Origin of the sequence: Pantoea cypripedii (assembly GCF_002095535.1) — a bacterium.
Lineage (GTDB): Bacteria > Pseudomonadota > Gammaproteobacteria > Enterobacterales > Enterobacteriaceae > Pantoea > Pantoea cypripedii.
In genome coordinates this window covers 844,512-857,756 of the sequence record NZ_MLJI01000001.1, presented here as the reverse complement: position 1 = coordinate 857,756, position 13,245 = coordinate 844,512, and the positions used below count along the sequence as shown (strand labels likewise).

Here is a 13,245-nt window from a genome sequence, read left to right as displayed (position 1 = left end):
CGCAGAGTCCATCATGGCAACGCAACGTCTGTTTTTTGCTCTCGAACTGCCCGCCGCGCTGCAACAGCAGCTGGTGCGCTGGCGGGCGGAGAATTTTGCTGAAGATGTCGGCAGGCCGATTGCGGCAGCGAATCTGCACCTTACGCTGGCGTTTCTCGGTGAGGTCAGCGATGACACCTCGCAACGTTTGCAGCAGCTGGCTGCGCGCATCACGCAACCCGGTTTTGCACTCGATCTGGATGATGCTGGCCACTGGCCGCGTCCCGGCGTGGTGTGGCTGGGTTGTCAGCGTCCGCCGCGTGGGTTACTGCAACTGGCAAATCTGCTGCGCGCCCAGGCGGCGCGTCACGGCTGCGCGCAAAACGCACCGTCGTTTCATCCGCACGTTACCTTGTGGCGTAACGCCACACAAAAGGTGGCGCTGCCGCCACGCGGTTTTCACTGGCGGGTGGATGTCAGCCATTTTGTGCTGTTTTCGTCGCGTTTCGAGAAAGGCCGCACCCATTATCAGGCGCTGGCCCGATGGCCGCTATCCGCCACCACAGGAGACTGAATGCTTTTCTCCCCACCTCTCAAACCGGCCCGTTTAATCAGCCGCTATAAGCGTTTCTTAGCGGATGTGATCACCCCTGAGGGTGAAACTCTGACCATTCATTGCGCGAATACCGGTGCCATGACCGGCTGCGCCACGCCAGGCGATACGGTGTGGTATTCCACGTCGGATAGCGTGACACGTAAGTATCCGCACAGCTGGGAATTGACCGAAACCCAGCAGGGCCACTGGATCTGCGTCAATACCCTGCGTGCCAATCAGCTGGTGAAAGAAGCGCTGATCTCTGCAATGATTCCAGAATTATCCTCTTATGAGCACTGCCAGCCTGAAGTAAAATACGGCACGGAAAAAAGCCGAATTGACTTTCTGTTGCGGGCAGATGACAGATCAAACTGCTATATTGAAGTCAAGTCCGTCACACTTTTACAACACGGTAAAGGCTATTTTCCGGATGCGGTGACGACTCGCGGGCAAAAGCATCTGCGCGAACTGACACAAATCGCGGCAGAAGGCCATCGGGCCGTTTTGTTGTTTGCAGTTCTGCATACGGGGATTGAGGACGTTTCCCCGGCGCGCCATATCGACGCGCAGTACGCAGAACTACTGGTACAGGCGCAGCGGCGTGGCGTGGAAGTATTGGCGTATCAGGCTCACATCTCCCCGCTAAAAATGTTACTGACGCGGCCGATAAGGGTAGAGTTGTAATATTCTTAGCAATTTGGTGTGATAGGAATGTTCCGAGTGGTGCGCTAAATACGCTGTTCCTCACAGGCTTGTCAAGGTGCGATCATGAATAATTGCCAACCTTGATTGCTTCTGCTATTTATAGCGGCCTGTTTTTTTCCCTGTTGGGAATCGATAAACCCAAAGTAACTCGGGTTGCAGGAAGACGGCCTTGCCGCATGCAATCTGATGTATCAAGGGTAGTGCGTGTTATCCAGGAGAAACAACATGCAAGAAGGGCAAAACCGTAAAACATCGTCCCTGAGTATCCTCGCCATCGCTGGGGTGGAGCCGTATCAGGAGAAACCGGGCGAAGAGTACATGAACGAAGCCCAGCTGAACCATTTCCGCAAGATTCTGGAAGCCTGGCGCAATCAACTTCGGGATGAAGTAGACCGTACTGTGTCGCACATGCAGGATGAAGCTGCCAACTTCCCGGATCCGGTTGACCGTGCCGCGCAGGAAGAGGAATTCAGTCTGGAACTGCGTAACCGCGATCGTGAGCGTAAGCTGATCAAAAAGATCGAGAAGACGCTGAAGAAAGTGGAAGATGACGATTTCGGCTACTGCGAATCCTGCGGTGTTGAAATTGGTATTCGTCGTCTGGAAGCACGTCCGACCGCCGATCTCTGCATTGACTGTAAAACGCTGGCAGAAATCCGCGAGAAACAGATGGCAGGCTAATGGCCGTGAACAGACTGTCACCGTACGGCAGGGAAAACCACTGTTTTCCCGCCGTGCGGTGCGCATCAAACAATGTCTAACCTTCCCTGTATTGGGCGCTTCGCCCCCTCTCCCTCTGGTGAACTTCATTTTGGCTCGCTGATTGCAGCAACAGGCAGCTACCTGAGTGCCCGCGCACAACAGGGGCGCTGGCTGGTGCGTATTGAAGATATCGATCCACCGCGAGAAGTGCCGGGTGCCGCAACCCGCATTCTGCAACAGCTGGAACATTATGGTTTGCACTGGGATGGTGAGGTGCTGTGGCAGTCACAGCGTCATGAAGCTTACCGCGCGGCGTTAAACTGGTTGCGGGAGCAGCGTCAGAGTTATTTCTGTACCTGTACGCGCAGCCGTATTCAGCAGCTGGGCGGTTTTTATGATGGTCACTGCCGCGAGTTGCAGCTGCCAGCGGAAAACGCCGCGTTGCGCCTGCGCCAGCATACGCCGGTGTATGGCTTTGACGATCGTCTGCGGGGTCATTTGCTGGCCGACACACGGCTGGCGCAAGAGGATTTTATTATCCATCGCCGCGATGGCCTGTTCGCCTATAACCTGGCTGTGGTGGTGGATGACCATTTTCAGGGCATGACCGAGATTGTACGCGGTGCTGATTTGATCGAGCCGACAGTCCGCCAGATTGCGCTGTATCAGCAATTTGGCTGGCCGGTGCCGGAATATCTGCATCTGCCGCTGGCGGTGAATGGCGATGGCAACAAGTTATCGAAGCAAAACCATGCGCCCGCGCTGCCTGCGGGTGATCCCCGGCCACTGCTGGTGCAGGCATTACACTTTTTGGGTCAGCCGGTATCACCAGGCTGGCAGGACGAATCGCTGGAAACCCTGCTTAAGACGGCGATTAACCAGTGGAATATCCGTCTGATCCCACTGGAGAACGCCCTGAGGCCAGTTGAAATGACAACGGCATTCTCAAATGGTTCGCAACAGGCTATGATTAGCCGCTGATTTTACTAACACCACTAATGTCACTGTCGAGGTGTCCCATTTTTACCCGAGTCGCTAATTTTTGCCGGAGAGTCCTCAAGCGTGACGAGGAGGCGCCTGAAGAGGTGGAAACCGAAAGTCTGATGACCGTTATTCCCCGTGAAAGCCACAACATCTCACGCAAAGATATCAGCGAAAATGCCCTCAAAGTGCTCTATCGCCTGAATAAAGCCGGTTACGAAGCCTACCTGGTAGGCGGCGGTGTGCGCGATTTGCTGCTGGGTAAAAAACCCAAAGATTTCGATGTCACCACCAACGCCACGCCGGAACAAATGCGTAAACTGTTCCGCAACTGTCGTCTGGTCGGACGTCGTTTCCGTCTGGCTCACGTCATGTTCGGACCGGAAGTGATTGAAGTCGCGACCTTCCGTGGCCATCACCAGATGGAAGAAGCCGAAGAAGAAGATCGCAACAGCTCACAGCGCGCGCAAAGCGGTATGCTGCTGCGCGATAACATCTTTGGCAGCATCGAAGATGATGCCCAGCGTCGCGATCTCACCATCAACAGCCTGTATTACAGCGTGGCGGATTTCACCGTACGTGATTACGTCGGCGGTTTACAGGATTTGCAGCAGGGCGTCATTCGTATGATTGGCGATCCGGAAACACGCTATCGGGAAGATCCGGTGCGTATGCTGCGCGTGGTGCGTTTTGCCGCCAAGCTGGAGATGAGCATTGCCGCAGAAACCGCCGAGCCGATTCCGCGCCTGGCGACACTGTTGCATGATATTCCGCCCGCGCGTTTGTTCGAAGAATCGCTCAAGCTGCTGCAGGCGGGTTACGGCTACCGCACCTATCAGATGATGCGCGAATATCAGCTGTTCCAGCCGTTGTTCCCGACGCTGACGCGCGGTTTCACCGAGCATAGCGACAGCTCAATGGAGCGTATGCTGGCACAGGTGCTGAAAAATACCGATACCCGCATTCAGAATGATATGCGCGTCAATCCGGCGTTCCTGTTTGCCGCGATGTTCTGGTATCCGCAGCTGGAGTCTGCTGAGCAGATTGCCCAGGAAAGCGGCCTGACCTATTACGATGCCTTTGCGCTGGCGATGAATGAAACGCTGGATGAAGCCTGCCGTGCGCTGGCGATTCCGAAGCGTATCACCACGCTGATTCGCGATATCTGGCAGTTGCAGTTGCGCATGTCTCGTCGTCACGGCAAGCGTGCGTGGAAGCTGATGGAACATCCGAAATTCCGAGCAGCTTATGACCTGCTGGCATTGCGTGCCGATGTGGAAAATAACCCGGAACTGCAACGTCTGAGCCAGTGGTGGGGTGAATTCCAGGCCGCAGCACCGACGCAGCAGAAAAACATGCTGAACACCCTGGGTGATGATCCTGCGCCACGCCGTAAACCGCGTCGTCCGCGTCGCCGTCCGGCGGCACCGCGCAACAACAGTGCGCCATGACCCGCGTTTATCTCGCTTTAGGCAGTAACCTCGCCGACCCGCTGCATCAGGTTGATGCAGCGCTGGCGGCGCTGGATGCGATACCGCAAACCACCCGAGTGGCAACCTCCTCGTTGTATCGCACCCCGCCTTATGGCCCGCAGGATCAACCTGACTACCTCAACGCCGTGGTCGCGCTGGAAACCGGGCTTACCGCCGAAAGCTTACTCGACCAGACCCAGCGCATTGAACTGGAACATGGCCGGGTGCGCAAAGCCGAGCGCTGGGGTCCGCGCACCCTCGATCTGGATATCCTGCTGTTTGGCGACGCGGTGATTAATACTCCACGTCTGACGGTGCCGCATTACGATATACACAACCGCGCGTTTATGTTGTTACCGCTGCTGGAGCTCGCTCCCCAGCTCACTTTCCCCGATGGCACCCCTCTGGCCCCGCTGCTGGCTACGCTCGATCAAAGCGAGATTCGTTTCTGGTCTGAGTAACCCCAGAATCGCACGGCAATCGTATCGCCTCCCCTTTCAATCCAGTACACTGCGCCCATCAGAAAATACTGAGAGCGTGCGATGAAACCGACAACTATCTCCCATTTACGCCAGTGGAAAGCCAGTGGCCGCAAATTTGCCACCCTGACGGCCTACGACTTCAGCTTTGCCCGTCTGTTTGCTGACGAAGGCATTCAGGTCCTGCTGATTGGCGATTCACTTGGCATGACGGTGCAGGGCCACGAATCAACTCTGCCGGTTACCGTCAATGATATTGCCTACCACACCGCAGCGGTGCGCCGTGGCGCTCCACAGGCGCTGGTGATGGCCGATCTGCCGTTTATGAGTTATGCCACTCCGGAGCAGACCTTTGACAACGCGGCCCAGCTGATGCGTGCCGGTGCCAATATGGTCAAACTGGAAGGCGGTGCCTGGCTGGCGGAAACCGTCAAAATGCTGACCGAGCGCGCGGTGCCGGTGTGTGGTCACCTCGGTTTGACGCCGCAATCGGTGAATATCTTTGGTGGCTATAAAGTACAGGGCCGTGACGAAGCCGGAGCGGAACGCCTGCTGGCCGATGCGCTGGCACTGGAAGCGGCTGGCGCACAGCTGCTGGTGCTGGAGTGCGTACCGGTCGCCCTGGCAGAACGCGTGACCAAGGCGCTGACCATCCCGGTGATTGGCATCGGCGCAGGTAACGTGACCGATGGGCAAATTCTGGTCATGCATGATGCCTTTGGTATTACCGGCGGCCATATCCCGAAATTCGCTAAAAATTTCCTCGCGGAAACCGGCGACATTCGCGCTGCGATTCGCCACTATATTGCCGAAGTTGAGGCGGGCAGTTACCCGGCCGCCGAACACAGTTTCCAGTAAATCAGGAGATGTGCAGTGCTGATCATTGAAACACTGCCGATGCTGCGTCACGAGATCCGTCGCTGGCGTCAGGAAGGCAAACGTATCGCGCTGGTGCCTACTATGGGCAACCTGCATGATGGACATATGACGCTGGTCGATGAAGCGCGCGCGCGTGCCGATATCGTGGTGACGTCGATTTTTGTTAACCCAATGCAGTTTGATCGTCCGGACGATTTAGCACGCTACCCCCGCACTTTGCAGGATGATTGCGAAAAGCTGAATCGCCATGGCGTTGATTTGGTGTTCGCCCCTGCCCCGGCAGACGTCTACCCCAAAGGCCTCGATACCCAGACCTTCGTGGAAGTCCCGGGTTTGTCATCGCTGCTGGAAGGTGCCGCCCGTCCAGGCCATTTTCGTGGCGTCTCCACCATTGTCAGCAAGCTGTTCAACCTGGTGCAGCCGGACATTGCCTGCTTTGGTGAAAAAGATTTTCAGCAGTTGGCTATTATCCGCAAGATGGTGGCGGATATGGGTTTCGACATCGAGATTGTCGGTGTCCCCACGGTACGCGCCAAAGATGGCTTAGCCCTCAGCTCGCGTAATGGCTATCTCACCGCAGATGAGCGTACACTGGCACCCGGCTTAAGCCAGGTGATGAACAGCATGGCAGAGCGCCTCAGCAATGGCGAGCGCCATGTGGAAGAGATTATTGAACACGCCGAACAGGCGTTACGCGAGAAAGGTTTCCGCCCGGACGGGCTGGCGATTTGCGATGCCGAAACGTTGCAGGCGCTGACCGTCGATAGCCAGCGAGCCGTGATTCTGATGGCCGCATGGCTGGGCAATGCGCGTCTGATCGATAATCAGCAAGTAGATCTGACCCAGTAAGGGATCGTTTATAGAAGGTTGTACCGCCATGATTCGTACCGTATTACAGGGCAAACTGCACCGCGTCAAAGTGACTCAGGCAGATTTGAATTACGAAGGTTCCTGCGCCATCGACCAGGACTTCCTGGATGCGTCTGGCATTCTGCAATATGAAGCCATCGACATCTACAACGTGACCAACGGCCAGCGTTTCTCTACCTACGCCATTGCCGCTGAGCGTGGCTCAAAGATTATCTCCGTCAACGGCGCAGCCGCCCGCTGTGCCTGCGAGGGCGATATTATGATCATCTGTTCTTATGTGCAGGTGGAAGATGAAGTCGCGCGTAGCTGGCAGCCGAAAGTGGCCTATTTTGAGGGCGACAACGAGATGAAGCGGATAGCCAAAGCGCTGCCGGTTCAGGTCGCCTGATAAAATAAGGGCGGGATTGATATCCCGCCCCTGTAGCGGCGCGATTTATCGCGCAGTTTTTTCCGGCAACGAGCAAAGAATCGCGCGATAAATCGCGCCGCTACAGCCCAGCCTCATGCTAGCTCCGCAGCCCTCTGCCACGCTGAATCAGCACATACACCACCGCGTAAAACACCACGATAAACGCCACCAGCACCGATAAGGTCAGCTCCAGCGGCACATCATTGATGCCAAGGAAACCGTAACGGAAGCCGCTGATCATATACACAATCGGGTTCAGTTTTGACACCATCTGCCAGAACGGTGGCAGCAGCGTCAGCGAGTAAAAGACCCCACCCAGATAGGTTAACGGTGTCAGCACAAAGGTCGGAATCAGGCTGATATCGTCAAAGGTGCGGGCAAACACCGCGTTCAGCAACCCGGCAAGCGAGAACAGAATCGCCGTCAGCAGTAACGTCAGCGCCACCATCGACCATGAATACACATGGAAGGGCACGAAAAACAGCGATATCGCCGTGACCAGAATCCCGACGCAGACGCCACGCGCCACGCCACCGCCAACATAACCCGCGATGATAATGTGCGTCGGCACCGGTGCCACCAGCAGCTCCTCAATATTGCGCTGAAACTTGGCGCTGAAGAAGGAAGAAGCCACGTTAGCGTAAGCGTTGGTGATCACCGCCATCATGATCAGGCCCGGCACGATAAATTGCATGTAGCTGAAACCATGCATATCACCGATACGCGAACCAATCAAATTGCCGAAAATAATAAAATACAGGGTCATGGTGATCACCGGCGGCACCAGCGTCTGAATCCAGATGCGGGCAAAACGGTTGATCTCTTTGGTCCAGATGCTCTTGAGCGCTACCCAATACAAATGCGTCATGCTTTCGCTCCTGTTTTTCCCTGCACCAGGCTGACAAACAGCTCCTCAAGGCGGTTAGCTTTGTTACGCATACTCAGCACCTGCACCCCCTGCGCACTCAGCTGGCTGAACACGCTGTTCAGCCCCTGTTCACGCATCACTTCCACTTCCAGCGTGGACGTATCCACCAGACGATACTGGAAGCCCTCCAGCTGCGGCAGCGGGCTGCGTGGGGCCAGATCGAGGATAAAGGTTTCGGATTGCAGCTTGGACAACAGCCCTTTCATTGAGGTGTTCTCCACCAGTTCACCGCTCTGGATAATGCCGATATTGCGGCACAGCATTTCCGCTTCTTCCAGATAGTGGGTGGTCAGAATGATGGTGGTGCCCTTCGCGTTTAGCTCTTTCAGGAACACCCACATCGAACGACGCAGCTCGATATCGACGCCCGCCGTTGGCTCATCAAGGATCAGCAACTTGGGTTCATGCATCAGCGCGCGCGCAATCATCAGACGACGTTTCATCCCGCCGGATAACATCCGCGCACGTTCGTTGCGTTTACCCCAGAGATCGAGCTGTTTCAGGTATTTTTCGGCGCGCAGATTCGCTTCGCGACGTTCCACACCGTAGTAACCCGCCTGGTTGACCACAATCTGTAGCACGGTTTCAAACGGGTTGAAGTTGAATTCCTGCGGCACCAGCCCGAGCTGACGCTTGGCGTTGACCACATCTTTTTCCAGGTCATAGCCAAACACGCGAACGCTGCCGCCAGATTTATTGACCAGTGAGCTGATAATGCCGATGGTGGTGGACTTACCGGCACCGTTCGGCCCCAGTAAGGCGTAAAAATCACCTGCTTCCACGCTGAGATCGATCCCTTTCAGCGCCTGTACGCCGCCAGGATAGGTCTTGATCAGCCCGGAAAGTTCCAGTGCATAAGTCATTGCGAGTCCATACCTTGTTGTAGTGACATCATTGCCTGTTGAAATGATAGTGTGCGCGAGCGGTACGTGCGCGTTCGCTGGGATAAAGGTTGTGAAATCAAAGGAGTCGGGCAGAGTCTATCACTCTGCGCGCCGCAGGGAAACGCAGCAGAATGCCCGCCAGCCACTGGCCGACGGGCTGCGCATCTTATCGCAGGCGGGAAAGGTTAGCCTTGGAAGATTGTGCGGTTATTCGTCAAGCAGCACCACTTTACCGATGTACGGCAGATGGCGGTAACGCTGGGCATAATCGATGCCAAAACCCACCACGAATTCGTCCGGGATGGAGAAGCCGACGTATTCTACCGTCACATCCACTTCACGGCGCTCCGGCTTATCCAGCAGGGTACAAATGGCCAGTGATTTGGGTTCGCGCAGACGCAGGATCTCGCGCACTTTGCTCAGGGTGTTGCCGGAGTCGATGATGTCTTCAACGATCAACACGTCTTTGCCGCGAATATCTTCATCGAGATCTTTCAGGATCTTCACATCACGGGTGGTGGACATGCCGCTGCCGTAGCTGGAGGCGGTCATAAAGTCGACTTCGTGTGGCACCTCAACGGCACGGCACAAATCGGCCATAAACATGAAGGAACCGCGCAGCAGACCGACCAGCACCATTTCGCTGCCGCTGTCACGGTAGTGGTCGCTTATCTGTTTGCCGAGTTCGGCAATACGGGTTGCAATCTCCTGCTCAGAGATCATCACGTCAACGGTGTGTTTCATTGCATTCAGCCTGGGTTAGGTATCTCAGAAAGCCACGCAGTCTATCATAGTCCATTTAAGCACTGACGCCGCGCACACAACGCAAACGTTACCGTGGCGAAAAATATTGCTCTGACGTTAACTGTATGAAAAGCACCCAACAGCGATCCCCTGCCAACCGGAGACGTTATGACATCTTCATCCAGTAAAAAACCGCAAGCTGGCAATCATTCGCTTCATCCCGAAACCCAGATGCTGAATTACGGTTACGATCCACGCCTGTCTGAAGGCGCGGTGAAGCCGCCGGTGTTTCTCACCTCCACCTTTGTGTTTAACAGCGCCGAAGAGGGGAAAGACTTTTTTGATTTCGTCGCCGGGCGACGTGAACCGCCAGAAGGTAAAAGCGGCGGGCTGGTCTATTCACGTTTCAATCATCCCAATAGCGAAATTGTCGAAGACCGGCTGGCGATTTACGAAGGCGCAGAAAAGGCCGCGCTGTTCTCCTCCGGCATGGCGGCGATTGCCACCACGCTGCTGACTTTCGCCCGACCTGGCGAGGTGATTCTGCATTCTCAGCCGCTGTACGGTGGTACCGAAACCCTGCTGAGCAAAACGCTGCATAACCTCGAAATCAAAGCGGTTGGCTTCAGCGACGGCACCGATGAAGAGAAAGTCCACGAAGCGGCCAAGCTGGCCTGGCAACGTGGGCGGGTGGCATTGATCCTGATTGAGACCCCGGCCAATCCCACCAACAGTCTGGTGGATATTGAATTGATGGTGCAGGTGGCCGAGGTGATTGCGCAACATCAGGGATCGCGGCCGATTATCGCTTGTGATAACACCCTGCTCGGCCCATTGTTTCAGCGCCCGCTGGAACAGGGTGCCGACCTGTCGCTGTATTCACTGACCAAATATGTGGGCGGCCATTCGGATCTGATTGCCGGTGCGGTGCTCGGCAGGAAAGCGTTGATCGATCAGGTTCGGTCGCTGCGTAGCGCTATCGGCACCCAGCTTGACCCGCACTCCAGCTGGATGATTGGCCGCTCGCTGGAAACCCTGGCGTTGCGCATGGAGAAAGCGGCGCACAATGCGGCGCGGGTGGCGGCGTTCCTGCGCGATCGGCCCGAGGTGGAAAAGCTGCATTGGCTACCCTACCTGGATAAAAACAGCAGCGCAGGAGAAACCTATCGCCGCCAGTGTTTCGGCGCAGGTTCGACCTTTTCCTTTGATATTCGCGGCGGGCAGCCAGCGGCGTTTCGTTTCCTCAATGCGCTCGGGCTGTTCAAACTGGCGGTGAGTCTGGGGGGGACCGAATCGCTGGCCAGTCATCCGGCCAGCACCACCCATTCCGGGGTGGCGGCGGAGGTGCGTCAGCGTATTGGTATCACTGACGCCACCGTCCGTTTGTCGATCGGCATCGAACATGCCGATGATTTGATTGAGGATATCCGCCAGGCGCTGGGCGGTTAAGTCACAGTGAAGCCCAGCATCATGCCGGTGTCCTCGTGTTCCAGCAGATGGCAATGGGCCATATAGGCCTGTTCGGCATTGGCAACATAGTCGAAGCGCACCAGCACTTCACTGCGCCAGCCGTTGACGCTGACCATATCCTTCCAGCCCTGGCGATGCGGGGCTGGTGGCTTGCCGTTTTCGGACAGAATACGGAACTGGGTGCCGTGGATATGGAACGGATGCAGCATGCTGTCGCCTTCACCGGAAATCGTCCACTTTTCCATGCTGCCGAGCTTCACATCGAACATCGGTTTGGTCATATCAAAGGCAATGCCGTTAATCTTGTTGCCGTTGTGGAAATCATAACCGGCAGCCTTGTCATGGCCGCTATGATCCATCGCCATCTTGCTATGATCCATCGGCATGTCACCCATATCCATCTTCATATCGCCCTGCTTTTGCCCTTGCGGCATGTTCATGGCGTGATGGCCTTCCATGCTGCCCATGGCTTTCGCGCCATAGCGATCCATCAGCGCCTGCATGCCCTGGCTATCGAGCTGCGGGTCCATCATCAGTTGCAGCCAGCGGGTTTGTAGCCCGTCGGTGGCGGGCACCGGCGGGACATCCACCAGCTTATCCGGCAGCGAAGCACTTGCCATCACGCGTAATGGCAGGATATTCACCAGCGGCAACGGTTGATCAAACGGTGCCAGCATCATGCCCATTTGCGTCACCGGCAGCGTCACCATGTCAAAGCTTTTACCGTCTGAGGTATCCACCATCACTTCAAAACGCTCGCCGGGCAGCAGTGGCAGGCTGTCCACTTTTATCGGCTCCGCCAGCAGGCCGCCATCGCTGCCAATCACATACAGCGGGCGCTGGTCGCTGGTGGCAATATGCATTGAACGCGCGTTACAACCGTTCAGCAGACGCAGGCGTAACCAGCCACGCGGCACCGCGTGTTGCGGGTACTGCACGCCATTGGTCAGCATCATGTCGCCAAACCAGCCCACCGCCGCACGCATAATATCGAGCTGATAATCAATCCGCGTACCATCCGAACTCAGTTGCTTGTCCTGGAAAATCAGCGGCACATCGTCAACGCCCCACTGCACCGGCAAGCGCAGTTTGCCGGATGCTTCATCCTGTAACAGCACCAGTCCCGCCAGCCCCTGCGCCACCTGATAGCCGGTTTTGCCATGCTGATGGGGGTGAAACCAGCAGGTAGTGGCGGGTTGATCGGGCGTAAAGGTCACCTGACGCGATGCCCCTGGCGCGATGGTCGCCTGTGGGCCACCATCCACCGCACCCGGAATTTCCAGCCCGTGCCAGTGCACGGTGGTGGCGTCCGGCAGACGGTTATGAATATTCACCGTGACCGGTTTACCCCGCTGGAGCACAATTGCTGGCCCAAGCAGGCTGCCGTTGTAGCCCCAGGTCGGCACCGCTTTGCCATTCCACTGGCTGGTGCCCGCCTGAGCGGTCAGGGTGTAGGTACCGCGTGCATCCGCTTCCAGCAGGTTGGGGATAGGCAGCAGCGGTCGCGTGGCAGCCATCAGCGAACGGCTCCACATGGGCAGGGCACCTGCCGCGCTGAGGGCGGCAGTCAGCTTCAGAAAATGACGACGTTGCATATTCATATCCTTATTGTGCATAAGGGCACAGCGTAAACCTTGCCCCTGCGGGAGGGTCAAGCCCTGCTGCAGAATGCACCGAAAAAAAGTGTGGCGGGTGCCACAGCGGCAAATTTATCAGAATCCTGCCAATATCTGTGCTAACGTCATTTTATTGCCCCCTGTTGAGAATGATTATGTCGAAAAGCATCAAGATCCTGCTGCTGGCGGGACTCCTTGGCTTCTCCTCCACCAGCTTTGCCCTGAGCGAATCCGAAGCGGAAGATCTGGCTGATCTGACGGCGGTTTTTGTCTATCTGAAGAATGATTGCGGCTATCAGGATCTCCCCGATGCGCAGATTCGCAAGGCGTTGGTGTTTTTCGCCCAGCAGAATCGCTGGGATTTGAGTAACTACAGCACCTTCAACATGAAAGCGCTCGGCGAAGACAGTTACAAAGATCTGAGCGGCATCGCCATCACCAACGACAAGAAATGTAAGTCGCTGGCACGGGATTCCCTGAGCCTGCTCGCCTACGTGAAATAACCTGCCGCCCCGCTCTCCTGCTGAACATT

At 56.3% G+C, this 13,245-nt stretch carries 15 protein-coding genes; 11 read left to right on the top strand and 4 right to left on the bottom strand.

The genetic code is table 11. The annotated features are described in order from the left end of the window. Positions 1-13 precede the first annotated feature (13 nt). The 9 genes from thpR (at position 14) to panD (ending at position 7,050) form a co-directional block, all read left to right on the top strand. On the top strand, positions 14-553 hold the full coding sequence (gene thpR / locus HA50_RS03795; protein ID WP_084872802.1) for an RNA 2',3'-cyclic phosphodiesterase: 540 nt from the start codon (positions 14-16) through the stop codon (positions 551-553). Continuing rightward, positions 554-1,258 carry a DNA/RNA nuclease SfsA gene (sfsA, locus tag HA50_RS03790; RefSeq protein ID WP_084872800.1) on the top strand — a complete coding sequence of 235 codons (705 nt, stop codon included), beginning with the start codon at positions 554-556 and terminating at the stop codon, positions 1,256-1,258. Between the two features lie 246 nt (positions 1,259-1,504). Beyond that, on the top strand, positions 1,505-1,960 hold the full coding sequence (dksA, locus tag HA50_RS03785) for an RNA polymerase-binding protein DksA (protein WP_084872798.1): 456 nt from the start codon (positions 1,505-1,507) through the stop codon (positions 1,958-1,960). Positions 1,961-2,032: 72 nt separating this feature from the next. Beyond that, complete coding sequence (gene gluQRS, locus HA50_RS03780) at positions 2,033-2,962, top strand: tRNA glutamyl-Q(34) synthetase GluQRS (protein WP_084872796.1); 930 nt, start codon at positions 2,033-2,035, stop codon at positions 2,960-2,962. Between the two features lie 38 nt (positions 2,963-3,000). Beyond that, positions 3,001-4,413 carry a polynucleotide adenylyltransferase PcnB gene (gene pcnB, locus HA50_RS03775; protein ID WP_208617307.1) on the top strand — a complete coding sequence of 471 codons (1,413 nt, stop codon included), beginning with the start codon at positions 3,001-3,003 and terminating at the stop codon, positions 4,411-4,413. Next, positions 4,410-4,895, top strand: a complete 486-nt coding sequence (folK, locus tag HA50_RS03770) for a 2-amino-4-hydroxy-6-hydroxymethyldihydropteridine diphosphokinase (RefSeq protein ID WP_084872791.1) — start codon at positions 4,410-4,412, stop codon at positions 4,893-4,895. The genes pcnB and folK overlap by 4 nt, the downstream gene beginning before the upstream one ends. 81 nt (positions 4,896-4,976) lie before the next feature. After that, positions 4,977-5,771 carry a 3-methyl-2-oxobutanoate hydroxymethyltransferase gene (gene panB, locus HA50_RS03765; RefSeq protein ID WP_084872788.1) on the top strand — a complete coding sequence of 265 codons (795 nt, stop codon included), beginning with the start codon at positions 4,977-4,979 and terminating at the stop codon, positions 5,769-5,771. A gap of 15 nt (positions 5,772-5,786) precedes the next feature. Beyond that, complete coding sequence (gene panC / locus HA50_RS03760; protein ID WP_084872786.1) at positions 5,787-6,641, top strand: pantoate--beta-alanine ligase; 855 nt, start codon at positions 5,787-5,789, stop codon at positions 6,639-6,641. Positions 6,642-6,669: 28 nt separating this feature from the next. Continuing rightward, entirely contained in the window at positions 6,670-7,050 is a 381-nt protein-coding gene (gene panD, locus HA50_RS03755; protein ID WP_013507914.1) for an aspartate 1-decarboxylase, read from the top strand. A 118-nt stretch (positions 7,051-7,168) separates the two neighbouring features. Here panD and HA50_RS03750 read toward each other — a convergent pair whose 3' ends face one another. From HA50_RS03750 to hpt, 3 genes are all read right to left on the bottom strand, one after another. Then, complete coding sequence (locus HA50_RS03750) at positions 7,169-7,939, bottom strand: ABC transporter permease (protein ID WP_084872784.1); 771 nt, start codon at positions 7,937-7,939, stop codon at positions 7,169-7,171. Beyond that, complete coding sequence (locus HA50_RS03745; protein ID WP_084872782.1) at positions 7,936-8,862, bottom strand: ABC transporter ATP-binding protein; 927 nt, start codon at positions 8,860-8,862, stop codon at positions 7,936-7,938. The genes HA50_RS03750 and HA50_RS03745 overlap by 4 nt, the downstream gene beginning before the upstream one ends. Before the next feature lie 228 nt (positions 8,863-9,090). Then, positions 9,091-9,627: a hypoxanthine phosphoribosyltransferase gene (hpt, locus tag HA50_RS03740; RefSeq protein ID WP_084872780.1), complete on the bottom strand. Its 537-nt coding sequence runs from the start codon at positions 9,625-9,627 to the stop codon at positions 9,091-9,093. A gap of 168 nt (positions 9,628-9,795) precedes the next feature. Between hpt and HA50_RS03735 the strand changes: the two genes are divergently transcribed. Next, positions 9,796-11,076, top strand: a complete 1,281-nt coding sequence (locus HA50_RS03735) for a cystathionine gamma-synthase family protein (RefSeq protein WP_084872777.1) — start codon at positions 9,796-9,798, stop codon at positions 11,074-11,076. Here the strand turns inward: HA50_RS03735 and cueO are convergent. Continuing rightward, complete coding sequence (gene cueO, locus HA50_RS03730) at positions 11,073-12,692, bottom strand: multicopper oxidase CueO (protein WP_084872774.1); 1,620 nt, start codon at positions 12,690-12,692, stop codon at positions 11,073-11,075. The genes HA50_RS03735 and cueO overlap by 4 nt on opposite strands. Before the next feature lie 176 nt (positions 12,693-12,868). Here cueO and HA50_RS03725 point away from each other — a divergent pair, with 176 nt between their 5' ends. Next, on the top strand, positions 12,869-13,216 hold the full coding sequence (locus tag HA50_RS03725) for a YacC family pilotin-like protein (protein ID WP_084872772.1): 348 nt from the start codon (positions 12,869-12,871) through the stop codon (positions 13,214-13,216). Positions 13,217-13,245: the final 29 nt, after the last annotated feature.

Coding starts and splice junctions, on each gene's coding strand:
- thpR (WP_084872802.1), top strand. CDS start 14: ATGGCAACGCAACGTCTGTTTTTTGCTCTCGAACTGCCCGCCGCGCTG.
- sfsA (WP_084872800.1), top strand. CDS start 554: ATGCTTTTCTCCCCACCTCTCAAACCGGCCCGTTTAATCAGCCGCTAT.
- dksA (WP_084872798.1), top strand. CDS start 1,505: ATGCAAGAAGGGCAAAACCGTAAAACATCGTCCCTGAGTATCCTCGCC.
- gluQRS (WP_084872796.1), top strand. CDS start 2,033: ATGTCTAACCTTCCCTGTATTGGGCGCTTCGCCCCCTCTCCCTCTGGT.
- folK (WP_084872791.1), top strand. CDS start 4,410: ATGACCCGCGTTTATCTCGCTTTAGGCAGTAACCTCGCCGACCCGCTG.
- panB (WP_084872788.1), top strand. CDS start 4,977: ATGAAACCGACAACTATCTCCCATTTACGCCAGTGGAAAGCCAGTGGC.
- panD (WP_013507914.1), top strand. CDS start 6,670: ATGATTCGTACCGTATTACAGGGCAAACTGCACCGCGTCAAAGTGACT.
- HA50_RS03750 (WP_084872784.1), bottom strand. CDS start 7,939: ATGACGCATTTGTATTGGGTAGCGCTCAAGAGCATCTGGACCAAAGAG.
- HA50_RS03745 (WP_084872782.1), bottom strand. CDS start 8,862: ATGACTTATGCACTGGAACTTTCCGGGCTGATCAAGACCTATCCTGGC.
- hpt (WP_084872780.1), bottom strand. CDS start 9,627: ATGAAACACACCGTTGACGTGATGATCTCTGAGCAGGAGATTGCAACC.
- HA50_RS03735 (WP_084872777.1), top strand. CDS start 9,796: ATGACATCTTCATCCAGTAAAAAACCGCAAGCTGGCAATCATTCGCTT.
- cueO (WP_084872774.1), bottom strand. CDS start 12,692: ATGCAACGTCGTCATTTTCTGAAGCTGACTGCCGCCCTCAGCGCGGCA.
- HA50_RS03725 (WP_084872772.1), top strand. CDS start 12,869: ATGTCGAAAAGCATCAAGATCCTGCTGCTGGCGGGACTCCTTGGCTTC.